The following is a 21,166-nucleotide window of genomic DNA, read 5'->3' as shown; positions in this document are numbered from 1 at the left end:
CCCCCACCCCGTCCCACTTATGGTGCTTTACGTGGATGATCCGGCCGTGAGGACGTAGGGAGTGCGCATGCGGCGTCTCACGTGGGCGCGGGCCGTGCTGGCGGTCGTCCTGGGGAGCGTCCTCGTCACCGGGCCGCAGTCACCCGTCGCCCACGCCGAGAGCCGCCGCGCGGAGTGCGGCACCGACGCCTACCCGTGCCCCGGGGTGAACTGGCTGTACGAGTACAACTTCAGCCTCGGACTGCATCCGTTCACCACCCCGCACGACGTCCGGTCCCAGCTCACGCGCCACTTCTGGCTGTTCCCCGTGGCCGGCAGCGGCTGCCGGGGACCCGTCCGGCAGGGCGATCGGTGTTCGCTGGTGGGCGACAATCCCGTGGCCGTCGAGCGCGTGGGGCGCACCTACTTCCAGATCACCACGCTGCCGGGACACAGCCTCGGGGAGGGTCTCCACATCCGGTTCTCCTTCTCGCGGACCCTCGGCATGCACTTCCTGACCGTGCGCGCCTGGTACGACGAGGCGACGACCTGCACCAACGGCTGCAGCGTGGTGAGCGGGCTGTTCGCCCTGGCGGTGTGGCAGATCCTTTCGGACACACTGAAGATCTCGGCGTTCGCCGCGTGAGATCGTGGGCCACGCCCGCTCGTTGCTCACTGGAGTCCAAGGAGAAGCGTCGTGACCGGATCGGCACCGACCTCTGATCTCACCGGCTGGCAGAAGGCACCGTTCACGGGCGCCGGGCTGACCTACGACGTGTACGAGAAGGGCAGTGGTCCCGGTGTCGTGCTGATCCCGGAGATCCCCGGTATCACACCCGCCGTGCTCGGCCTCGCCGACCATCTGGTGGCGCAGGGGTTCACGGTCGCGATCCCCTCCCCGTTCGGCGAGCCGGGCCGTGCGGAGTCCGTCGGCTACGCGCTGAAGACCGTGGCCCGGCTCTGCGTCGCCTCCGAGTTCCGCGCCTTCGCCACGAACGCGCGCCGGCCGATCTCGGACTATCTGCGCGCGCTGGCCCGCGATCTCGCGGCGCGCACACCGGGTCCCGGCGTCGGCGTCATCGGCATGTGCTTCACCGGAGGCTTCGCGCTCGCGGCCGCGGTGGACGACGTCGTGCTCGCGCCCGTGCTCAGCCAGCCGTCGGTCCCCTTCCCGGTCAGCGGGGCGCGGCGTGTCGACCCGGGCCTGTCCCGCGCCGAGTTCGACACGGTCGTCAGCCGCTCCAAGGAGTCCGGCCTGTGCGTGCTCGGACTGCGCTTCAGCGAGGACAGAGCGGTGCCCGACCAGCGGTTCCGCACGCTGCGCGCGCACCTCGGCGACGCGTTCGAGGTCATCGAACTGGACTCGTCCCCGGGCAACGCGGGCGGCTTCGCCAGGACCGCGCACGCTGTGCTCACCGCGGAGGTGCGCGAGGAGCCGGGCAACCCGGCGCTCGCCGCCCGCGAACGCGTCGTGTCCTTCCTGCGCGAACGGCTGGTCCCCGAGGCTTCATAGATCCCGGGGCCTGGCGCGGGGCGCAACCTTCCTGCAACGTAGCGGGGAGTTGACTGTGGCCCCGCGACACCGTCCTACGGAAGGAGCCTGCCGTGAGTGACGAGGCCCCGCGTGTGGAGCTGACCCCGGCGGCCGCCGATCTGCTGCGGCGGCTGCGTGCGGCCCATGGGCCCCTGATGTTCCATCAGTCCGGCGGGTGCTGCGACGGCAGCGCTCCCATGTGCTATCCGGAGGGCGAGTTCCGCACGGGCGGCAGTGATGTGCGGCTCGCGTCCCTGACCGTGGAGGGCGTCGCGGAGCCGGTCGCGTTCTGGATGTCGAAGAGCCAGTTCGAGGTGTGGAGCCACACGCGGCTGATCGTCGACGTGGTCGAGGGCCGCGGCAGTGGCTTCTCCCTGGAGGCACCCGAAGGTGTACGTTTCCTGATCCGTTCCCGGCTGGTCGGCGCCTAGCCATCGACGTGCCCTCCTGCGTCTGGTGAACTCGCCTGTGACAGGGGTGAGTTACACGGACAGCAGGGGGTCACGTGAGACATCGCGACGGACGCTACCGATCGGCCCTGGCGGCCTGCGCCGCATTCGGCGCGCTGGCCTGCACCGTTCTCGCCGGGGCGGCGCCGGCCAGCGGCGCGGAGGGCGGCGGCACGGCGATCGCCCCGGGCGTCACGTACGAGGAGTTCGACATCCCCGCGGCGAAGGGCCTCACGCACGCCCATGTGCTGAGCGTCGACCTGCGCGACGCGCGGGTGCGGGTCGATCTGCTGCACCCGGACGCGGTCGGCGCCCGGGCCACCGTCTCCTCGCTGGCCGACGCGAGCGGCGCGGTCGGCGGCGTCAACGGCGACTTCTTCAACATCACCGAGTCCCAGCACCCCAGCGTGGAGGCCACCGGCGCCTCCGTCGGTCCGGCCGTCGCGCACGGCCGGACGCTCAAGTCCGCCGTGCCGAACGGCCAGCGCTTCGGCCCGGCGCTCCCGCCCGGCACCACCACCGAGGACGTGCTCGGCGTGGGCGTGGACCACCGGGTCCGGCTCGACCGCATGACCCTCGAAGGATCGGTCGACGCGGACGGCCGGCGACTCCCGCTCGGCGGTCTCAACCAGTACGCCCTGCCGGTCGGCTCGGTCGGCGCGTTCACCCCTGACTGGGGCGCCGTGTCGCGGGTGCGCGCCACCTGCGGCACCGACACGAACCGGGCCGCGCCGTGCAGCACGGACACCTACGAGGTGACGGTGCGCCACGGGCGCGTCGTCTCGTCGGCCGACACTCCCGGCAGCGGGCCCATCGCGTCCGGCACCACCGTCCTCGTGGGGCGCGAGGCGGGCGCGCAGGAGCTGCGGAAGCTGTCCGAGGGCGACCGCGTCCGGATCACGCACCGCCTGGTGGCGGCGACGTCACACGTTCCCTACCGGTTCGCGGTCGGCTGCTACCCCGTACTGCGGGACGGCGCACCGCTGCCCGGCCTCGACGACAGGACGGCCGCGGTCCGCACCGCCGCGGGCGCCACGGCCGACGGCCGCCGCCTGTACCTCCTGGCCCTCGACGGCGCGCCGCAGTACCGCACGGGCCTGACCATCGCGGAAGTCGCCGACGCCATGCGCGCATTGGGCGCGGACGATGCCTTCAGTCTGGACGGCGGTGGCTCGTCGACCCTGGTCACGAGGGATCCGGGCGCCGCGACGACCACCGTGAGGAACCACCCGACGGACCCCCCGGAGCGGGCTGTCGCGAACGGGATCGGGGTCTTCTCGCAGGGCTGACCGCGGCGCTCTACCCGGCCAGGATCTCGCCCCGGAGCGCCGCCCACCGGAGGGAGTCGCGGATGCCGTCGGCGACCGAGTACCGGGGCTGCCACCCGAGCAGCTCCTTCGCCCGGTCGCTGCGCGTCCAGGCCCCCACGACGTCACCGGGCCGGCGCGCGGTGTCGACGGACGCGATCGGCGCGTCCGTCACGCTGTTGAAGGCGTCGAGGAGTTCACGCACGGTGGTGCCCGTGCCGGTGCCGAGGTTGACGACGGTGGACGTGGTCGTCCCGGTGAGGAGGGTGTCGAAGGTCCGCAGGGCTGCCAGATGGGCGGCGGCCAGGTCCCAGACATGCACGTAGTCCCGGATCCCCGAGCCGTCGCGGGTCGGGTAGTCGGTGCCGGTGACCCGGAACGGCACGCCGTCCTCCTGGGCCAGGATCATCTGGCCCAGGGCGTGGCTGGGGCGCGGCAGTTGCAGGCCCGTGCGCATCTTGGGGTCGGCGCCGATCGGGTTGAAGTAGCGCAGGGACAGTACGCGGAGGGGCCGGGTGGCGGCGATGTCGGCGAACATCGCCTCGCACACGGCCTTGGTGCGGGCGTAGGGGCTCAGCGGCTCGACGGCGGACTCCTCGTCCACGGTCAGGTCGTCGTTCGCGCGGTAGATCGAGGCGGAGGAGCTGAAGATCAGGCGGGGGCAGCCGTTGCGCAGGAGATGACCGACGAAGTCGAGGCTCTTCGCCACGTTCGCCTCGTAGTAGCCCACCGGATCCGCGACCGAGTCCGGCACCACGATCAGGGCCGCGCACTGGATGACCGCGTCGATGTCGGGATGCTCGGCGAAGACGCGGTCCACGAGCGTGCCGTCCGCGATGTCACCCTCGTAGAACACGCGCCCTTCGGTGAACTCCCGCCTCCCCGTCACCAGGCTGTCGAGGACGACCGGGGTGATCCCGGCGTCCAGACAGGCAGAGGCGATCGTGCTTCCGATGAATCCGGCGCCTCCGGCGATCAATACCTTCACAGCGAGCTCCTCCGTCGACCGATGCGTTCGGTTCTGTTGGATTCTGTTGAGAGGAGCCTACTCGGAGCGCGCCACGCGTCTCACTTGCCGTCCCGCACCGCCACCAGCCCGTTGAAGACCCCCACGTACGCCGTGCCGTCCGGGCCGAGTGTGACCGGGGCCCAGTTGTTGTCGTAGGCGATTCCCGTGCCCGCCAGTTGCTTCCAGCGGGGTTCGCCCGTGCGGAAGTCGACTGCCGTGAGGTACCAGGCGTCTACGCCCAGGGAATTGGGGTCCTTCGTGTAGAAGTACAGGAGGCCGTTCGCGGTGGAGAGTTTGGGGACCGTGGAGGGGGAACGGACCTCGCTCTCCCACACCGTGTCGCAGCCCGAGCCGTCCTTGCGCACGTCGACCCGGGTCACGCCACCGACCACGGAGCGGCCGAAGGTGAGCGAGGTGATGTTCTCGTAGCCGTAGTTGTTCTCGACGACGAGGCTGTTGCCGTAGCTGATCAGGGAGTTGTCGGTCGTGGAGGCGCCGGATCCGAAGACGGGGACCTTGCAGACGAGGCGCCGGTCGTCGGGGACGTCGCGGCCGCGGCGGTAGACCAGGATGTTCATGCGGTCGTCCGCGTTGTCGGTGATCGCGACGTAGTCCCCGCCCGCGCCGAACAGGTCGGGCGTGGTGCCCGAACCCTGGTTCACCGAGCCGGGCTTGGTGCCCGTGCCGCGGTCGTACGTCTGGCGCCACACGGCCTTGGGAGTGCCGTCCGCCGCCGCTTCGAAGCTGTAGAGCGCGTGGTCGGAGACGATCGAGACACCGTCCTTTGCCACCGAGAAGGAATTCTGGATCTCCTCCCCCGGCAGCTGGATCGACTTGACGGTGCCGACGGCCGGATCGACCGTACCGACGCGCCCCTGCCGTGTCACCCACCAGATGCGGCCCTGCCAGTCGGGCATCACCGAGGTCACCGGGTCGCAGGTGCCGCTCGGGTAGAGGTTCGTCCAGCTCACGCAGTCGTGCGGCACCTGTCCCGTCAGGTCCCAGTCGTCGGTCACGCGGAAGCGCCAACTGCCGTCCGCCACCTGCTCGTGCGCGAGCCTGATGATGTGCTGCCGCGAGTCGGCGAGGACGAGCCGGTCCTCGTTGTCGAGGTACGAGTAGGCGCCGCCCGAGGTGTCCTTGAAGATCTTCGAGAAGTCGAGCCGGGTGATGGCCTCGACGGTGGACGGACGCTGCGGAAGCTTGTACTCGGCGAGGGTCTTGAGGGTGTGCGGGTCGAGCAGTTTCACGAGGAAGCCGGTGAACGTGCCGCAGACGGTGACGATGCGGCCGTCCTTGTCGAAGGTCACCGTCGCGCATTCACCGCCGAGCGCGGCCATCTTCTCGCTGCTCGCCGTGGGCGCGTTCCCCAGCGGCCCGCTCCAGGGGTACGTGCCGCTGCCGGCCGCGTCCGCGTGCATGCCGCTGCGGCCGTTCGCCGCGAGATAGGGGTGCTGCGGCGGCGCCTGCCCCGGCACGGGACGCGCCTCGGCGGGTGTGCCCGCGTACTGCTCGACCAGCCGGTGACCGGGCGCCTTGGGGATGTCGTCGGCCTGGGCGGGGTACGCGACACCGGCCGCGGCGATCGTCATGGTCAGGGCGAGGGCACGGCTCAGGGCTCTGCTCGTCATGGCGCGAAGCTAGGGCCACGCCCTTGAAGTGTCCATGCACACAGGGGTGTTGTTCACGAACCCGAAACGATCACTCACGCCGTCTACGACGGTGAAACGATCACGGATGCAGGCTGCTCACGATCCCCGCCGTCGCCGTCAGGCCGTTCTGCAACGTGGGCGCCATACTCGTGCCGGCCAGCAGGAATCCCAGCAACAGGCAGACCAACGCGTGCGAGATCTTCATCGCGCCGTTGCGCAGGAAGACCACCGCCAGGATCAGAAGCAGCAGCACGACCGAAATCGACAGGGACATCGCCGAACCTCCTCCGCCACGCCAACACCGCGGCTGTCGGCCGCAAGTGTGGCGTAGCGGAGGCTGCGCCCGGGCGAGTGACGTGTCCGCCGAACGAGTGATGTGGCGGTGGACGCCTACTTCTCGTGGGCGTCCAAGAACGCTTCCAGGCCCGCGAGGTCGTCCGTGTTGAGGTGATCCACGCCGGCGGCGAGCAGTTCGCCCCACACGGCGTCGCGTTCCGGTCCCGCCACGTCGGGCGTCGCCCAGAAACGGACGCGGCGGTCCTCCTGGTGGGCGGCCGACACGAGGGAGCGCAGCTTCTCGCGCTCGGCGGCCGGGATCGGTCCCGCGCCCTGCCAGGTGAAGTTGTTCGCCCAGTTGTCACTGATGAGCGGGGTGAAGGAGGCGGGCGCGGGCCCGCCGAGGTCGGTGAGGCGGCCGTCGTAGAACGCGCTGCGCACCCGCTGCTGCTCCATGGGCTCTCGGGCGGCGCGGTCCCCGGAGATCACGGCGGTCACCGCGCCGGTGCGGACCCTGCCGTGGGCGTACGTGGTGAACAAGTTCCGGCAGCCGCGCAGTTGGCGGTCGAGTTCGAGATAGGTGGCCGCGCCCTCGGTCTTGATGTCGACGAGGAGCTGGAGCGGCCCGCGATAGCCCCGGTACACGGAGCCGTGGTTGGCCTTGACGCGGGCCGCGAGCGGTTCCAGGTAGAGCGCCGCGAGGGTGCGCTTCGGGTCGAGGTCGACCGGGTCGTGGGCGACGAGGAGCTGGCCGTCGACCAGGTAGATGTCCGCCTCGACGCTGGCGAAGCGATGGTCGAGGGCGTCGAGGAGAGGACGCGGGTGCTCGTAGTCGTTGTGCGCGTGGGCACGCAACAGGGGGCGGGGGCCGCGTCCCCGCTCGGCCGCCTGCGCGTACCCGGGCACGGCGACGGTCGCGGTGACCGCCGCGGCGAGGGTGGTGAGGGCTCTGCGACGGGTGAGGTGGACCATGTGTTCCTCCCGGGGAGTGCCGTACGGGACCTCAGCGAGTATGAGGTCCCACGGGTGTCAATGGGCAGGCCCGGGGCGGGAGTTGGCCGGAGCTGCATGCCGCGTTCACCTGGCTGCTCAGGGTGAACGGCGGGGTGCCGGACGGGGGCCGGACCGCCTCTCGCTCACCTGCCGTCTCCGGCGGAGCCCAGAGCGTCCCACTCAGCCGTCCGGTCGCACCAACGCTCCAGCAGACGCCGGTCGTGGCCCACGGCCAGCAGTCCCGCACCGGTCTCCGCGCGATAGGCCTCGACGACGCCCACCAGGGCCGCCGTCGTGGACGCGTCGAGCATCGCCGTCATCTCGTCGCAGATCAGCCAGCGGGGCCGCAGGGCCAGGGCCCGGGCGAGGCAGGCGCGTTGAAGCTGGCCGTCGCTGACCTCGTGGGGGCGCCGCGACAGGAGATCGGTGCCCAGGCCGACGGTCGCGGCCAGCTCGCCCACACGGTCGTCCGGTTTCAGGCCGGTGGCCCGCAGCGGTTCGGCGATGAGGTCGGCGAGGCGCAGCCGTGGGTCGGCCGACATGCGCGGCTGCTGGAAGACCACGCCGAACGCGGTGCGCTGCTCGCGGGGCGCGCGATGGCGCCAGCCGCTGGCCGGCTCCCCGTCGATGACGACGCGGCCGGAGTCGGGGCGGTGGAGCAGGGCGGCGACGCGGGCGAGAGTGGACTTCCCGCAACCGCTGGGCCCGAGGAGCCCGACGGCCTCTCCGGTGGCGATGGTCAGGCCGGCGTCGCGCACGACGGGGTCACCGCGCTCGTACCCGGCGGTGACGGAGATCAGTTCAAGCACGCGGCGCCTCCAGCTGGACGGTCGCGGGGTGGTGGCAGGCCACGCCGTCCGCGAGTGCGGGGCGGGTCCCGCAGGTGTCGGTGGCGCGGTCGCAGCGCGCGGCGAACGCGCAGCCCGCCGGGAGCGCGCCCAGCTCGGGCGGCATCCCGGGGATGGGCGTGAACTCCCGCTCCGGCAGGGCGTCCAGGAGGCCGCGGGCGTACGGGTGCCGGGGTCCGGGACTGCCGAAGAAGTCGGCGGCGTCGGCGAGTTCGACGATGCGGCCGCCGTACATCACGGCCACGCGGTCGGCGATCCGCTCGGCCGCCGCGAGGTCGTGCGTGATGAGGAGGAGCGCGCGCTCCGCCCCGATGTGACGGCGCAGTTCGTCGACGGTGCGCTCCACGAGGTCACGGTCGAGTCCGGTCGTGGGTTCGTCGGCGAGGAGCAGGGGGGCGTCGCCGACCAGGGCCAGCGCGGTCGCGGCCCGCTGGGCGAGCCCGCCGGACAGTTCGTGCGGGTGCCGGTCGAGATGCCCGGCGGGGAACGCGGCGCGCTCCGCCGCCTCCTCGGCGGCGGCCCGCAGCCCTGAGCCGCGCCGCACGCCGGTCAACTCACGTACGGTCTCCTCCAATTGGGAGCGGACGGTCCGTACGGGTGTGAGGTGCGCTGCGGGGCTCTGCGGTACGAGGCCGACGCGGCGGCCGCGGACGGTGCGGGCCAGGGTGCGCTCGTCGGCGGCGAGCAGGTCGAGGTCGCCGATGTACGCGGACCCGGCCGTCTCCGCGTTGCCCGGCAGGAGCCCGAGGAGGGCCGACGCGAGCACCGACTTGCCGCAGCCGCTCTCGCCGACGAGGGCCAGGCACTCGCCGGCCGCGAGGTCGAAGTGTGCGCCGCCGACGGCCTGCACGTACGCGCCGTCACGCATCCGGAAGCGCACGGACAAGTCCCTTACGGACAGCACGGGTTGGGGCCCGTTCATAGCATGAGCTCCGATCGGCGGCGCGGGTTGAGGTGTTCCCGCCAGGCTCCCGCGAGGCCCGCGATCGCCAGGGTCGGCACGATGATGAACAGGCCGGGGAAGAGTGTCGGCCACCAGCTCCCGGCGAGCAGCGAACCCCGCGCGGACTGGACGAGCGTGCCCAGGCTCGCCTGGTGTGCGGGCAGGCCGAGACCGAGGAAGGAGAGGGCGGACTCGTGCCAGATGGCGTGCGGCACCATCAGGACGGCGGCGAGCGCGGCCTGCGGCAGGACGCCCGGCAGCAGGTGGCGCACGGCGATCCGCCACCGCGACGAGCCTCCGGACACGGCCGCGTCGATGTACGGCCGTGAGCGCAGGGAGAGCACTTCGGCGCGGACGATTCGAGCCGTGGACAGCCAGTGCGTGAGCGCCACGGAGACGACGACCGGCCAGACGCCCGGCCGGAACATGGCGACGATGAAGATGCCGAGGAGCAGGTGCGGCACCGACGAGAAGACGTCCACGAGCCGCATGACGACCCGGTCCGTCCAGCCGCCGACGGTGCCCGCGAGCGCCCCCACGGCCGTGCCGATGACGGTCGCCACGACGGCGGCGACCACCCCGACGAGGAGGGAGACGCGCAGCCCGTACACGCAGCGCAGCAGCAGGTCGCGGCCCACGTCGTCGGTGCCGAACGGGTGTTCCCGCGAAGGGGGTTGGAGCTTGGCGGCGAGGTCGACGGCCTGTTCGTCGAGGTGCGCGAGGGGCGGCACGACGAGGACGGCGAGGCCGACCGCCACCACGAGGACGGCGGACGTGCGCACCCGCCACGCGCGCGTGGAGCGGCGCGCGCCGCCGCGGGCGCGCCAGGTGAGCTCAGCCATCGAATCCCACTCTCGGGTCGGCGAGGCCGTACAGGAGGTCGGCGGCCAGGTTGCCGAGGAGCACGGCGAGCGTGGCCAGGACGGTCAGCGCGGCGAGCAGCGGGAAGTCCACGGACGTCGCGGCCTGCACGGTCGCCGCGGCGATCCCCGGCCAGCTGAACACGGTCTCCACCAGCAGCGCGCCGGTGATCAGTTCGGGGACGCGGGAGCCGATGAGGGTCAGGACGGGCAGCATTCCGGAGCGCAGGGCGTGGCCGATCAGGACGGTGCGCGGGGCGAGTCCGCGTGCGCGCGCCCCGCGGACGGGGTCCTCCTCAAGGGCGTGGCCCACCCCCTGGCGTACGTACAGGACGAACCAGGGCAGTTGCGAGACGGCGAGGACGGCGGCGGGGAGCACCAGGTGCGAGGCGACCTGCCCGGCCGTGATCGTGGTGGTGCCGGTGTCGGTGAGTCCGCCGGCCGGAAGTGCGCCGAGTTTGAGGGAGAACAGCCATACGGCGAGCAGGCCGAGCCAGAACGGGGGCGCGGCTTCGAGGGTGTAGGCGACCGCGCTGACGGTCCGGTCGAGCCATCCGCCCTGGCGGCGCGCGGCGAGGACGCCGAGTGCCGTGCCGAGCAGGACGGCGGCGAGGAAGGCGGTGGCGGCGAGCAGGACGGACCAGCCGATGCGTTCGCCGACGACGTCGGCGACGGGCTGCCGGAGTACGGAGGAGTCGCCCAGGTCGCCCTGGAGAGCGGAGGTCAGCCAGTCCCACCAGCGGGTGACGAGGGGCCGGTCGACGCCGAGGTTGGCGCGGAGCTGGTCGAGGTCGTCCTGCGAGGCGGTGAGGCCCGCCGTGCCCGCGTAGGCCTTGACGGGGTCGAAGGGGGACGCGGCGGCGATCGCGAAGACGCCGAAGGTCACCGTGGCCAGGACCGGGACGGCGAACAGGATCCGCCGTCCCGTCAGGCGCGCCATCGGCCCCCAGGGGAGCCGCCGCCTCACGAGGCCGGCTGCCACTTCTCGACGTTCCACCAGGGGCCGGAGGCGAGCCCGTGGTCGTGCGGCTCGACCTGGGTGGTGAGGTCGCCGAACCGGTCGCCGACGACGTAGAGGTGGTCGATGTGGGTGAGGAAGGTGTAGCCGGGGTTCTTCACGAGTTCGCGCTGGACGGTGTCGTAGGCGGCCTTGCGCCGGTCGTGGTCGTCGGTTCTGCGGGCCGCGTCGAGCGCCTCGTCGACGCGCGCGTTGTCGTACCAGGCCATGTTGTTGAAGCCGTCGCCCGCGAGGGAGGACTTGAGGAGCGTGTACTGGTCGAAGTCGGGGTCGGCCGGGGAGCCGCCGCCCGCGAGGACCGCGTCCTTGGGCATGCGCGGCTCGATGACCTCCCAGGTGCCGGACTCGACCTTGATCTGGATGCCGAGCTTCTTGGCGTCGGAGGCGTAGGCGAGGGCGTGGTCCTGGCGGAGCTTGTCGCCGGTCAGGTACCAGAGCGGGAACGAGGCGCGGACGCCGTTCCTGGCCCGGATACCGTCCTTGCCGGCCTTCCAGCCCGCGTCGTCGAGGATCTTCCTGGCCTTCGCGAGGTCGTGGGTGCGCTCGGTGCCCTCGGTGAACCAGGGGCTGTCGGTCGGGACCGGGCCGTACGCCTCCTTGCCCGCGCCGTAGAGGATCGAGTCGACCATGGCCTTGCGGTCGACGCCGATGTCGAGCGCGCGCCGCACGGCGGTGTCCCCGGCGACCTTGTTGCCGGTGGGCAGGGTCACGACGCGGTAGTCGAAGGTGCGGGCGGCGTACGTCTTCTTGTCGCCGTCGCTCTTGAACGTCGCGGCGAGATCGGGCGGCAGGATCGCGCCGTCGAGGTCGCCGGAGCGCAGCCGGGTGGCGCGCACGTCGTCGTCCTTGACGACGGCCATGGTGAAGTTCCTGACCTTCGGCGCGCCGCCCCAGTAGCGGGAGTTGGCCTTGAAGGTGAGCTTCTCGCCCTTGGACCACTTCACGAGCGTGTAGGGCCCGGTGCCGACCGGCTTCGTGGTGAAGTCACCGGTGTTGACGTCCTGCCTGCCCGCTATGTGCTCGGGCGCGATGGGCAGGACGGTGCGCTCGGCGAACGGGGCGTACGGGTACTTGAGGCGGAAGACGACGGTGTCGTCCCCCTTGGCCTCGACGGTGTCGACGGCGTCGAGTTCCGTCTTGGAGGCGTTGTTGGTCTTCTTGTCGAGGATCGTCTCGTAGGTGAAGACGACGTCCTTCGCCGAGAAGGGCTTCCCGTCGCTGAACCGCACGCCGTCGCGCAGCTTGTACGTGTACGTGCGGCCGTCGGCGCTCACCTTCGGCAGGGCGGTGGCGAGCGCGGGCTTCAGCTCCATGTCCGCGTCGTGGGTGAGCAGTCCGTCGAAGATCTTGGAGTTGCCGTCCTTGCCGTAGCCCAGGAGTGGGCTGAGTGTGTCCGGTTCGTAGGCGATGCCCACGACCGCGCTCGACGGCGCCCGCCCCTTGCCGACCCCGCCCGACCCGCCGGGCGCCGAACAGGCCGCGGCGGTCACCGACAATGCGGCGACCGCCGCGACCGCTGTCGCACCTCGTGCCGGCCTGACCACCATGCCCACCCCTATTGAAGATCAACTCTTATTGCGAACGAGTCGCAATAATGCCATCTCGTCAAGGGAAGGTAAAACCCGGCGCCTGGCCCGGCGTCAGGCCCGCGTCAGGGCGCCCGGAGGTCGACCAGCTCGGCCAGCTCCTCCCGGTGCCTGCCCGCGGAACCCAGGGCGATCGAGTCGGCCTTGGCCCGCTTGAGGTACAGGTGAACCGGGTGCTCCCAGGTCATACCGATACCGCCGTGCAGCTGGAGCGCCTCCTCCGCGGCATGGACGGCCGCGGGTCCCGCGTACGCCTGGGCGACCGCCACCGCGACATCGGCGTCGTCGCTCCCGGCGGCGAGGGTGTCCGCCGCGCTGCGGGCCGCGGCACGGACGCCGACGACCTCCAGCCACACCTGGGCGAGCCGGTGCTTGAGCGCCTGGAACGAGCCGACGGGCCGGTTGAACTGGTGGCGCTCGCGCGTGTAGCGGACCGTTTCGGTCAAGCACCATTCCGCTAGGCCGAGTTGCTCGGACGCGAGAAGTCCCGCTCCGGCCCGCAGCGCGCGGCGGACGGCCGGAACAGCGTTGTCGGTCAGCACCCGAGCGCGTGCGCCGGCGAAGGTCACCGTGGCGACGGGCCGGGTGGGGTCGAGGGACGTCCGCGCCTCGACGGTGACGGCGTCGTCGGTGACATCGACCGCGTACAGACCGCTGCTCGTCGGCACGAGGAGCACATCGGCCGCCGCCGCGTCGGCGACGCCGGTGACCTGTCCCTCCAGCCGGCCCCCCTCCTCGCGCACGCCACCGAAGACCTGACCGGGGGCAGCCGACAGGGGTACGGCGAGCACGCCCACCGTGCGGCCCGACGCGAGCGCGCCGAGCAGCGCGGAGGCCTCGTCGCCCGCGCAGTCGAGGAGCGCCTCGGTCGCGACGACGGCGCTGGTGAGATAGGGGACGGGGGCGACGGAACGCCCCAACTCCTCCAGGACCACGGCCACTTCACGGTGCGTCGCGCCCTGGCCGCCGAGCTCCTCGGGGATCAGCAGACCCGCCAGCCCCATGCCCTCGGCGAGGGACTTCCACAGCGCGCGGTCGTGCGGCTCGTCCGTCTCGACGCGGGCGAGCACCGACGCCGCGTCGCAGTGGGCGGCGAGGAGACCGCGCACGGCGGACCGCAGCGCCTCTTCCTCCTCCGTGTACAGCAGATCGCTCATCGCGCGAGGTCCTTCCAGGCGACGTCCTTGTCGGTGCGCGGCTCGGACGGCAGCCCGAGAACGCGTTCGGCGACGATGTTGAGCAGGACCTCGCTCGTCCCGCCCTCGATGCTGTTGCCCTTGGCACGCAGATAGCGGTATCCGGCGTCACGGGCCAGGAAGTCCACGACGGCCGGCCGGCGCATGGTCCAGTCGTCGTACAACAGGCCCTCTTCGCCGAGGAGTTCGATCTCCAGGCCGCTGATCTCCTGGTTGAGCCGGGCGAAGCCGAGCTTCATGCCCGAACCCTCGGGGCCCGGCTGGCCCGCGACCAGCTGCTGGCGCAGGCGCTCGCCGGTGAGACGGGCGACCTCGGCCTCGACCCACAGCTTCATGAGCCGCTGGTGCAGATCCTGGGTGCGCAGCTCGGGGCGCTCACGCCATGTCTTCGCGACCGCGGAGATCATGCCGCCCTCACGCGGGATGCGGGAACCGCCGATCGACACACGCTCGTTCATCAGCGTGGTCTGCGCGACCTTCCAGCCGTCGCCGATCTCGCCGAGGCGGTGTGCGTCCGGGATGCGGACGTCGGTGAGGAACACCTCGTTGAACTCGGCCTCGCCGGTGATCTGGCGCAGCGGCCGCACCTCGACACCCGGGTCGGTCATGTCACAGATGAAGTACGTGATGCCTCGATGCTTGGGCACGTCCGGGTCGGTGCGGGCGATCAGGATGGCCCAGCGCGCGGTGTGGGCACCGGACGTCCACACCTTCTGGCCGTTGATCACCCAGTCGCCGGTGGCCTCGTCGCGCACGGCGCGGGTGCCGAGCGCCGCGAGGTCGGAGCCCGCGCCGGGCTCGCTGAACAGCTGGCACCACACCTCCTCGCCGATCCACAGCGGGCGCAGGAAGCGCTGCTTCTGCTCGTCGGTGCCGAAGCCGAGCACCGTCGGGGCCGCCATGCCGAGACCGATGCCGATGCGGCGCGGATCGTTGTCCGGGGCGTCCGCCGCGGCGAGTTCGGCGTCCACGACCGCCTGGAGCGAGCGCGGCAGACCGAGCCCGCCGAGGCCCTGCGGGTAGTGCACCCACGCGAGCCCGGCATCGAAGCGGGCCTTCAGGAAGTCGGTACGCTCCGTGGTCGCGGGCGGATACGCGGCCAGCAACTCCTGCGTACGGCGACGCAGTTCGGCGGCGTCTGTCATGCGCCCGCCCCCTCGCTGCCGGGCACCACGGCGACGCGGCCGGTGGTGACGCCGTCGGCGACGCGCTGCACGGCAGCCGCCGCGCCGGCCAGCGGCACGCGCTCACTGATCAGCGGCTTGATCGCGCCGCGCGCCGCGAGCTCGGTGAGCTGCTCGTGGCAGTGGGCGACCAGCTTCGGGTCCTTGGTGTTGTACAGGCCCCAGTGCAGGCCGAGGATCGCGTAGTTCTTCACCAGCGCGTGGTTGAGGGCGGGGCTGGGGATCGTGCCGCTCGCGAATCCGACGACGACGATCCTGCCCTCGAACGCGACGACCTTCGTGGACTGCGTGTACGCCTCGCCGCCGACCGGGTCGTAGACGACGTCGGCGCCCCGGCCGCCGGTGGCCTCCTTCACGGCGGCGATGACGTCCTGGGCGCGGCGGTCGATGACGACGTCGCAGCCGAGGTCGCGGGCCACCTTCGCCTTCGCCTCGCCCCCGACGACGCCGATGACGGTGGCGCCGGCGGCCTTGCCGAGCTGGACGGCTGCGCTGCCGACGCCACCGGCCGCCGCGTGCACGAGGAGCGTCTCGCCCGCCTGGAGGTGCGCCCTGCGGTGCAGGCCGAACCAGCCGGTCTGGTAGCCGATGTGCAGGGCGGCGGCCTCGGCGTCGTCGAGCGCGTCGGGCGCGGGCAGCAGGGCGGCGGCGTCCGCCACGGCGTACTCGGCGAAGCCGCCGTGCGGCAGCGCGGGGTTGGCCAGGACGCGCCGGCCGTCCTCGGTCTCTCCGCAGATCTCCACACCGGGCGTGAACGGCATCGGGGGCCGCACCTGGTACTGGCCCCGGCACATCAGCGCGTCCGGGAAGTTGATGTTCGCCGCGCGCACCCTGAGCAGGACCTGTCCGTCCCCGGGGACGGGCCGCTCGACGTCGGCGAGCTCCATCACCTCGCTCGGCTCGCCGTTCCGGTGCACTTGCCATGCCTGCATGCGGGGCCTCCACGGGACTTCTTCGTCTTGCCGGGCTCGCTCGCATACTAAGCGGTCGCTTGGGCATCTGGGAACAGGCCGGGGACCCTTTTTCGCCCGCGCCGTCGCGGGCTGCCCCGGGCAACGCCCCAGGCAGCACCCCAGGCGATGTCGCAGGCATGGAGCTTTCGCCGTCCACGAGGTATCGATACGGCATGACGGACTCGACCGGCCCCGCCCGCGCGACGACACCGCGAGGCCTGCCCGCCCCGCCCCCGGCCGGCACGACGGCGCTCCCCCCGGGAACGTACCGGGGAAGCCTGGTCCTGGTCACCGGTGGCGGGACCGGGCTCGGGAAGGCCGTCGCCGCCGAGTTCGCGCGGCTCGGCGCGAACGTGATGATCGTGAGCCGCCGGGCCGCCCACCTGGAGCCCGCGCTGGAGGAACTGGCGCGCGTGAGCCGCGACGGCGGAACGGTGACGGCCGCGGTCTGCGACATCAGGGATCCGGACCGCATCGCCGAGGTCTTCGACGCGGCGGAGGCGGCCCACGGGCGGGCCCCCGACGTCCTCGTCAACAACGCGGCCGCCAACTTCCCCGTACCCGCGGAGGACATGAGCCCGAACGCCTGGCGCACCGTCGTCGACATCACCCTCAACGGCACCTTCTACATGACCCGAGAGTTCGGCCGCAGACACCTCGCGGCGGGCACGCCGGGCTCGGTGATCGCCGTCGGCGCCTCCTACGCATGGACGGGCGGCCCAGGCTTCGCCCACAGCGCGGCGGCCAAGGCGGGCGTGAAGAACCTGGTGGAGACGCTGGCCGTGGAGTGGGGCCCGTACGGGATCCAGGTCAACGACCTCGTGCCGGGCCTCATGCCGCACGAGGACATGACGGGGGACATCCGCGCCAACCTCGCGAGGGGCGGCCCGGAAGGGAGCCCTGGAGAGGGCCCCGATCACGGCGCCCGGCAGCCCGCCCTGCGCGTCGGCGCGCCCCGCGAACTGGGCTGGGCCGCCACCTTCCTCGCCTCCCCCTACGCCCGCTTCATCAGCGGCCACACACTCGTCGTGGACGGGGCGAACTGGCAGCGACGCGGACTGGTGAGCCCGGCCGTGGTGACCGTGCGGGAGCAGATGGGAAGGGGGCCGTTCCGGGAGGGACCGTGAAGGGCGACCCTCAAGCCCTACGTCTCGTACGAGCCGTGCTTCCCGTGCACGTTCTGCTCGCCACGCAAGTCCTACTTCCCGCCGAACCGCGGCTCGCGCCGCTCCGCCTTCGCCGTGTAGCCCTCCCTGATGTCCTCCGACGTGAGCGTGAGCGCCGCGCTCATCGCCACTCGGTCGAGCGCGGCCCCCATGCCCGCGTCCGCGAAGGCGTCGATGTCCCGCTTGACGGACTGCACGGCGAGCGGTGCGTTGGCCGCGATCTCCGCGGCGACCGAGCGAGCCGCCCCCTCCAACTCCCCCGCACCGGTGACCTGTTGGACCAGGTTCAGCCGGTGCGCCGTCCCTGCGTCGATGCGGCGGCCCGTCAGCGCGAGGAACTTGGCCCAGCCCGCGCCCGCCTCGCGCGCGACCCGCAGATCGCCACCCGCGTCGACGGCGACCCCGAGCCGCGCCTCCGGCAGCGCGAACACCGCGTCGTCGGCCGCGATCCGCACATCGGCCATCAGCGCCAGCTCGAAGCCGACGCCGAGGCAGTAGCCCTGTACGGCCGCGACGACGGGCTGCGGCAGGCCGGCGAACGCGCGGAACCGCTCGTGGACCCAGCGGATGCCCTCGAAGTAGTTGCGCGTGTGCTCGGCCCCGGAGCGCCCGGTGATCCCGCCGCCGGGCGCCTTGATGTCGATGCCCGCGCAGAAGGCGCGCCCCTCGGCCCGCAGCAGCACCACCCGGATCGTGTCGTCGAAGCGGATCCGGTCGGCGAGCAGGCCGAGTTGGCGGCTCGACTCCCAGCTCCAGGCGTTCAGCTTCTCCGGCCGGCACAGGGTGAGGACGCCGATGCCGCCCTCCTCGACGTGCAGCCGGAGCCGCCGCGCGCCGCCACCCCCACCCCCGCCTTCGCCCTCGCCATCGCCTTCGCCTTCGCCTTCGTCGGGAAGTTCGTTGCTCGTCGTGTCGATCATCCCGCCACCCTCCCTCCTTCCTGACACACCATCAGGAGACGCAGAGTAGGTGACGGGCCCTACCGACTGAAGACTTCGAACGGAACGGCCGGTGTGCCGCCGAAGCGCTCCGCGGCGGCCTGGACGTTGCCGGTGAGGAACGAGCGGCAGTAGGTCTCGGGGTCCTCGTCCGTCAACACCTCGATGTATGTGCGGTGTTCGAGCAGGGAGTGCACGGCCCGTTCGATACCGGGCGTCGCGTCGACCGCGTGCGTGGGCGACGACGAGCCCGCGACGGCGACCCAGCGCACGCCGTTCCACGGCTCGAGGCCCTGCTCGATGAGCTCGGGGAAGATCCAGCGGTTGCCCGCGTCCGCCGCCGCGTCGAGGGTGGCCCGGCCGACGGCGACATGGTCGGGGGTGTTCCAGGCGACGCCGCCCCAGGTGTCGCGGTGGTTGAGGGTGATGAGGAGTTCGGGCCGGTGCCTGCGGATCGCGGCGGCGATGTCGCGGCGCAGCGCGGTCCCGTACTCGACAACGCCGTCCTTGTGGTCGAGGAACTCGACGGTGTCCACGCCGACGACGGCGGCGCTCGCGCGCTGCTCCTGCTCGCGCAGCGGCGCGCACTTGGCGGGTTCGAGGGTGTCGATGCCCGCCTCTCCGCGGGTGGCGAGGACGTACGTGACGTCGCGTCCGCCGTCGGTCCAGCCGGCGATCGCCGCGGAGCAGCCGTATTCGAGGTCGTCCGGGTGCGCCACGACAGCGAGGGCGCGCTGCCAGTCCTCGGGCATGGGCAGCAGTTGGTCGGGGGCGGCGGTCTGGGTCTTCGGCTCGGTCATGGCCGCACCCTAATGCGGTGCCGTCCGCGATGCGGGGGTGTTCGCCGGGCGGGGAAGGCTGGCTCGCCTCCCCCGCCCCCTGGCCTCTCAGGCGTCTCCGCGCACCATCGCGAGCAGCCGGTCGAGGACGCGCGGCGCTCCGGCCCGCAGTCCGTCGTGCTCGAACTCGTCGGTGACCCAGGTGCGCAGGCCCTTGACGGTGCGGGCCGTGCGCAGGGCGTGGGCCGTGTCGACGTACATGTCGTCGTGGTAGACGGCGGCGACGGTCGGCACCTCGTTGGCGGCCAGGCGCGCGGGGTCGTAGAGCGGGGCCCAGTCGGTGCGGGCGGCGAGGAGTTCGGCGGTCTCGCGCAGGGGGCGCAGGGCCGGGTCGCAGTCGAACATCCACGGATGCACGGACTCGCCCGTGAAGAGCAGGGGCCCGTCACCGGCGAGGGTCTTCGCGGCGTCGAACTGGGGGAACTCGGCACGTACGCGCTCGGCCGACCAGTTCGTGGGCCGGGCGTCCTGTCCGTAGATGGCCTCGTGCACGAGCGCGTAGAGCGGGTGTCCGGCGTACGAGAGGGTCGCCTGCACGTCCTCCTGGAAGGCGTCGGACAGTTCGACGCCGGCGGGCGTGCGGACGAAGGCGTCCTCGAGGAGGTAGTGCAGGCGGTCGCTGCCGCCGGTCCCGCCGAGCAGGATGCCCAGGGACTGGAAGGCCTCGACGGTCAGCCGGTAGCCGCCGTTCAGTACGGGCTCGTGCTCGGCGAGGTACTCGGCGATGCGGCGGGCGCGCTCGACGTCCTGCGGGTAGCGCGCGTAGTGGGCGGCGACCTTGCGTTCGATGCGCGGGTACGCGGCACGGTAGACGTCGTCCGCGTGGCCGTCGAGCGTGGGCAGGCCACCGGTGATGACGGCGGCGGTGAGGCCCTCGGGGGCCGTCGACAGGTAGTGGGTGGCGCAGAATCCGCCGAAGCTCTGGCCGAGGACGGTCCAGGGGGCGCCGCCGGTCACCTCGCCGCGGATCGCCTCGCAGTCGCGGACGATCGAGTCGGCGCGGAAGTGCGTGAGGTAGTCGGCCTGTTCGCGCGGGCCGCCGCGCAGCGGGAGCGTCTGCCGGTTGGCCGGGGTGGAGCTGCCGGTGCCGCGCTGGTCGAGGAGGAGCACCCGGTGGTCCTGGAGGGCCCGGTCGAGCCAGGCCTGCTTGCCGGAGAACCGGTTGGCGCCGAATCCGGGGCCGCCCTGGAGGTACAGGAGCCACGGGAGGTTCTCGTGTTCCTTGCCGATGGCCACCGCCTCGCGGGCGAACAGCTCGATGCTCTCGCCCTCGGGGTGGTCGTGGTCGAGCGGCACGGAGAAGCGGCGGTCGGTGAGGACGACACCGGGCTGGCGGTATGTGGCGGTCGTCAAGGAGGCTCCTGAGCGGCGTTCGGAATACGGTGTGCGGTGTCCGCTCAGTTCAGCACATGTCAGCGCGAGCCCAGACTCGACCCCCGTACGACCAGCTCGGGCTGGAGAACGACCCTGCGGTGGCGGTGGGGCTCGCCGCTCGCGGGCTCGGTCTCCTCCAGGAGCAGTTCGGCGGCCATCGCTCCCATGGTGACGGCGGGCTGGCGCACCGAGGTCAGGGGCACGGTGGCGGCGGACGCGAACTCGATGTCGTCGTAGCCGACGATCGCGATGTCCTCGGGGACCCGTACCCCGGCCGCGTACATCGCCTGGAGGACGCCGAGGGCGAGCAGGTCGTTGGCGCAGAACGCGGCGGTGGGGCGATCGGCGAGGCCGAGCAGGCGGGCGCCGGCGTCACGTCCCGCCGCGACGTCGAGCCGCTCGGTGGGCAGTTCGCGCAGCACCCCGGCCGGGAGGCCCGCCTCGGTCAGGGCCTGGAGGGCGCCGGTGCGGCGGTCCTTGACCTGGTTGAGCGCGGGCGGTCCGCTGACGTAGGCGATGCTGCGGTGTCCGGCGTCGACGAGGTGGCGCACGGCGAGCGCGCCGCCGGTGACGTCGTCCACGGACACGGAGCACTCCGAGGTGCCCTCGGCGACACGGTCGACGAGCACGAACGGGATGCCGTGCCGGCGGAAGCTCTCGATGTTGCGCCCGCTCGCCTCGGCCGGGGTGAGGAGCACGCCCCGCACGCGCTGCTCGGCGAACAGGGAGAGGTACTCGGCCTCCTCGGAGGGGTTCTGCGCGCTGTTGCACACCATGACGCCGAGCCCGGCCTCGCGCGCGGCACGCTCGGCGCCGCGCGCGACGTCCACGAAGAACGGGTTGCCCATGTCGAGGACGAGCAGCCCCATGATGCGGCTGCGGCCGGCGCGCAGCTGGCGCGCCGACTCGCTGCGTACGTAGCCGAGCCGGTCGATGGCGGACAGCACCCGGGCCCTGGTGTCGGAGGCGACGGAGTCCGGGCGGTTGATGACGTTCGAGACCGTGCCGACGGAGACTCCGGCGGCGCGGGCGACGTCCTTGATACCCACCGACTGGGCCATC

The 21,166-nt window shown here is 72.2% G+C and carries 21 protein-coding genes; 5 read left to right on the top strand and 16 right to left on the bottom strand.

Going from position 1 to position 21,166, the window contains the following annotated elements:
• Positions 1-67: 67 nt before the first annotated feature.
• The 4 genes from LGI35_RS38325 to LGI35_RS38310 all read left to right on the top strand — a co-directional run bounded on the left by LGI35_RS38325 (position 68) and on the right by LGI35_RS38310 (position 3,251).
• A complete protein-coding gene (locus LGI35_RS38325) occupies positions 68-625 on the top strand; it encodes a hypothetical protein (RefSeq protein WP_227299024.1) in 558 nt (185 codons plus the stop codon).
• A gap of 51 nt (positions 626-676) precedes the next feature.
• Positions 677-1,492, top strand: a complete 816-nt coding sequence (locus tag LGI35_RS38320; RefSeq protein WP_227299023.1) for a dienelactone hydrolase family protein — start codon at positions 677-679, stop codon at positions 1,490-1,492.
• A gap of 92 nt (positions 1,493-1,584) precedes the next feature.
• Positions 1,585-1,944 (top strand): DUF779 domain-containing protein, encoded by a 360-nt coding sequence (locus LGI35_RS38315; protein WP_227299022.1) that lies wholly within the window; start codon positions 1,585-1,587, stop codon positions 1,942-1,944.
• A gap of 74 nt (positions 1,945-2,018) precedes the next feature.
• Positions 2,019-3,251, top strand: coding sequence for a phosphodiester glycosidase family protein (locus tag LGI35_RS38310; protein ID WP_227299021.1), 1,233 nt, complete (start codon positions 2,019-2,021; stop codon positions 3,249-3,251).
• 10 nt (positions 3,252-3,261) lie between these two features.
• Here LGI35_RS38310 and galE read toward each other — a convergent pair whose 3' ends face one another.
• From galE to LGI35_RS38250, 12 genes are all read right to left on the bottom strand, one after another.
• On the bottom strand, positions 3,262-4,257 hold the full coding sequence (gene galE, locus LGI35_RS38305) for a UDP-glucose 4-epimerase GalE (RefSeq protein ID WP_227299020.1): 996 nt from the start codon (positions 4,255-4,257) through the stop codon (positions 3,262-3,264).
• 80 nt (positions 4,258-4,337) lie between these two features.
• Positions 4,338-5,909, bottom strand: coding sequence for a hypothetical protein (locus tag LGI35_RS38300; RefSeq protein WP_227299019.1), 1,572 nt, complete (start codon positions 5,907-5,909; stop codon positions 4,338-4,340).
• A gap of 100 nt (positions 5,910-6,009) precedes the next feature.
• A complete protein-coding gene (locus LGI35_RS38295; protein ID WP_227299018.1) occupies positions 6,010-6,204 on the bottom strand; it encodes a hypothetical protein in 195 nt (64 codons plus the stop codon).
• Between the two features lie 116 nt (positions 6,205-6,320).
• Complete coding sequence (locus LGI35_RS38290) at positions 6,321-7,178, bottom strand: phosphatidylinositol-specific phospholipase C/glycerophosphodiester phosphodiesterase family protein (RefSeq protein WP_227299017.1); 858 nt, start codon at positions 7,176-7,178, stop codon at positions 6,321-6,323.
• A gap of 164 nt (positions 7,179-7,342) precedes the next feature.
• Positions 7,343-8,008, bottom strand: coding sequence for an ABC transporter ATP-binding protein (locus tag LGI35_RS38285; RefSeq protein WP_227299016.1), 666 nt, complete (start codon positions 8,006-8,008; stop codon positions 7,343-7,345).
• Complete coding sequence (locus tag LGI35_RS38280) at positions 8,001-8,969, bottom strand: ABC transporter ATP-binding protein (protein WP_227299015.1); 969 nt, start codon at positions 8,967-8,969, stop codon at positions 8,001-8,003. Before LGI35_RS38280 ends, LGI35_RS38285 begins: the two co-directional genes overlap by 8 nt.
• Positions 8,966-9,832 carry an ABC transporter permease gene (locus LGI35_RS38275; protein WP_227299014.1) on the bottom strand — a complete coding sequence of 289 codons (867 nt, stop codon included), beginning with the start codon at positions 9,830-9,832 and terminating at the stop codon, positions 8,966-8,968. Before LGI35_RS38275 ends, LGI35_RS38280 begins: the two co-directional genes overlap by 4 nt.
• The gene (locus LGI35_RS38270) at positions 9,825-10,790 is read right to left on the bottom strand and encodes an ABC transporter permease (RefSeq protein ID WP_227299013.1); all 966 of its coding nucleotides are present in this window, start codon (positions 10,788-10,790) and stop codon (positions 9,825-9,827) included. Before LGI35_RS38270 ends, LGI35_RS38275 begins: the two co-directional genes overlap by 8 nt.
• Before the next feature lie 23 nt (positions 10,791-10,813).
• Positions 10,814-12,415, bottom strand: coding sequence for an ABC transporter substrate-binding protein (locus tag LGI35_RS38265; RefSeq protein WP_227299012.1), 1,602 nt, complete (start codon positions 12,413-12,415; stop codon positions 10,814-10,816).
• A 104-nt stretch (positions 12,416-12,519) separates the two neighbouring features.
• Positions 12,520-13,611: an acyl-CoA dehydrogenase family protein gene (locus tag LGI35_RS38260; RefSeq protein ID WP_227299011.1), complete on the bottom strand. Its 1,092-nt coding sequence runs from the start codon at positions 13,609-13,611 to the stop codon at positions 12,520-12,522.
• Positions 13,608-14,795 carry an acyl-CoA dehydrogenase family protein gene (locus tag LGI35_RS38255; protein WP_227299010.1) on the bottom strand — a complete coding sequence of 396 codons (1,188 nt, stop codon included), beginning with the start codon at positions 14,793-14,795 and terminating at the stop codon, positions 13,608-13,610. The genes LGI35_RS38260 and LGI35_RS38255 overlap by 4 nt, the downstream gene beginning before the upstream one ends.
• Complete coding sequence (locus tag LGI35_RS38250) at positions 14,792-15,766, bottom strand: NADPH:quinone oxidoreductase family protein (RefSeq protein WP_227299009.1); 975 nt, start codon at positions 15,764-15,766, stop codon at positions 14,792-14,794. The genes LGI35_RS38255 and LGI35_RS38250 overlap by 4 nt, the downstream gene beginning before the upstream one ends.
• A gap of 194 nt (positions 15,767-15,960) precedes the next feature.
• Between LGI35_RS38250 and LGI35_RS38245 the strand changes: the two genes are divergently transcribed.
• Entirely contained in the window at positions 15,961-16,914 is a 954-nt protein-coding gene (locus LGI35_RS38245) for an SDR family oxidoreductase (protein WP_227299008.1), read from the top strand.
• Positions 16,915-16,985: 71 nt separating this feature from the next.
• Here LGI35_RS38245 and LGI35_RS38240 read toward each other — a convergent pair whose 3' ends face one another.
• From LGI35_RS38240 to LGI35_RS38225, 4 genes are all read right to left on the bottom strand, one after another.
• A complete protein-coding gene (locus LGI35_RS38240) occupies positions 16,986-17,873 on the bottom strand; it encodes an enoyl-CoA hydratase/isomerase family protein (RefSeq protein ID WP_227299007.1) in 888 nt (295 codons plus the stop codon).
• A 59-nt stretch (positions 17,874-17,932) separates the two neighbouring features.
• Positions 17,933-18,691: a PIG-L deacetylase family protein gene (locus tag LGI35_RS38235; RefSeq protein ID WP_227299006.1), complete on the bottom strand. Its 759-nt coding sequence runs from the start codon at positions 18,689-18,691 to the stop codon at positions 17,933-17,935.
• Positions 18,692-18,778: 87 nt separating this feature from the next.
• Entirely contained in the window at positions 18,779-20,083 is a 1,305-nt protein-coding gene (locus tag LGI35_RS38230) for an alpha/beta fold hydrolase (RefSeq protein ID WP_227299005.1), read from the bottom strand.
• 59 nt (positions 20,084-20,142) lie between these two features.
• Entirely contained in the window at positions 20,143-21,165 is a 1,023-nt protein-coding gene (locus LGI35_RS38225) for a LacI family DNA-binding transcriptional regulator (protein ID WP_227299004.1), read from the bottom strand.
• Position 21,166 lies beyond the last annotated feature (1 nt).

Origin of the sequence: Streptomyces longhuiensis, from assembly GCF_020616555.1 — a bacterium.
Taxonomy (GTDB): domain Bacteria; phylum Actinomycetota; class Actinomycetes; order Streptomycetales; family Streptomycetaceae; genus Streptomyces; species Streptomyces longhuiensis.
This window is presented reverse-complemented; position numbering and strand designations above follow the sequence as displayed.

What these genes read in the sequence shown, in the direction of transcription:
- LGI35_RS38325 (WP_227299024.1), top strand. Translation starts at nt 68, where the DNA reads ATGCGGCGTCTCACGTGGGCGCGGGCCGTGCTGGCGGTCGTCCTGGGG.
- LGI35_RS38300 (WP_227299019.1), bottom strand. Translation starts at nt 5,909, where the DNA reads ATGACGAGCAGAGCCCTGAGCCGTGCCCTCGCCCTGACCATGACGATC.
- LGI35_RS38295 (WP_227299018.1), bottom strand. Translation starts at nt 6,204, where the DNA reads ATGTCCCTGTCGATTTCGGTCGTGCTGCTGCTTCTGATCCTGGCGGTG.
- LGI35_RS38290 (WP_227299017.1), bottom strand. Translation starts at nt 7,178, where the DNA reads ATGGTCCACCTCACCCGTCGCAGAGCCCTCACCACCCTCGCCGCGGCG.
- LGI35_RS38280 (WP_227299015.1), bottom strand. Translation starts at nt 8,969, where the DNA reads ATGAACGGGCCCCAACCCGTGCTGTCCGTAAGGGACTTGTCCGTGCGC.
- LGI35_RS38275 (WP_227299014.1), bottom strand. Translation starts at nt 9,832, where the DNA reads ATGGCTGAGCTCACCTGGCGCGCCCGCGGCGGCGCGCGCCGCTCCACG.
- LGI35_RS38270 (WP_227299013.1), bottom strand. Translation starts at nt 10,790, where the DNA reads ATGGCGCGCCTGACGGGACGGCGGATCCTGTTCGCCGTCCCGGTCCTG.
- LGI35_RS38265 (WP_227299012.1), bottom strand. Translation starts at nt 12,415, where the DNA reads ATGGTGGTCAGGCCGGCACGAGGTGCGACAGCGGTCGCGGCGGTCGCC.
- LGI35_RS38260 (WP_227299011.1), bottom strand. Translation starts at nt 13,611, where the DNA reads ATGAGCGATCTGCTGTACACGGAGGAGGAAGAGGCGCTGCGGTCCGCC.
- LGI35_RS38255 (WP_227299010.1), bottom strand. Translation starts at nt 14,795, where the DNA reads ATGACAGACGCCGCCGAACTGCGTCGCCGTACGCAGGAGTTGCTGGCC.
- LGI35_RS38250 (WP_227299009.1), bottom strand. Translation starts at nt 15,766, where the DNA reads ATGCAGGCATGGCAAGTGCACCGGAACGGCGAGCCGAGCGAGGTGATG.
- LGI35_RS38245 (WP_227299008.1), top strand. Translation starts at nt 15,961, where the DNA reads ATGACGGACTCGACCGGCCCCGCCCGCGCGACGACACCGCGAGGCCTG.
- LGI35_RS38240 (WP_227299007.1), bottom strand. Translation starts at nt 17,873, where the DNA reads ATGATCGACACGACGAGCAACGAACTTCCCGACGAAGGCGAAGGCGAA.
- LGI35_RS38235 (WP_227299006.1), bottom strand. Translation starts at nt 18,691, where the DNA reads ATGACCGAGCCGAAGACCCAGACCGCCGCCCCCGACCAACTGCTGCCC.
- LGI35_RS38225 (WP_227299004.1), bottom strand. Translation starts at nt 21,165, where the DNA reads ATGGCCCAGTCGGTGGGTATCAAGGACGTCGCCCGCGCCGCCGGAGTC.